1 protein-coding gene is annotated in these 234 nt (G+C 59.0%); it reads right to left on the reverse strand.

The genetic code is table 11. The features are described from left to right. Positions 1-234: zinc-binding dehydrogenase (locus tag ACQG3P_RS24240; RefSeq protein WP_426806475.1), on the reverse strand; the 234-nt coding region annotated here is incomplete at both ends.

A 234-nucleotide genomic window follows, 5' to 3' on the forward strand; every position in this document is an offset into this window, starting at 1 on the left:
ATCACCGACTGGCCCCAGCCACGGTGCGCGAATTCAAGCGCCGCGCGCATCACGTTGACGTTGCCGATGCATTCGAAGGGGTGGTCAACGCCCCAGGTGGTCATTTCGACGATGACCTGCTGGATCTGCTTGTCGAAGTCCTTCGGGTTGATGCAGTCTGTGTCGCCGAACTGCTTGGCCAGCTCGAACTTGGACGGATTGTTGTCGATAGCGAAGATGCGGCCTGCCTTTGCA

Origin of the sequence: Stenotrophomonas sp. SrG (genome assembly GCF_050031795.1) — a bacterium.
GTDB classification, from domain to species: Bacteria; Pseudomonadota; Gammaproteobacteria; order Xanthomonadales; family Xanthomonadaceae; genus Stenotrophomonas; species Stenotrophomonas rhizophila_A.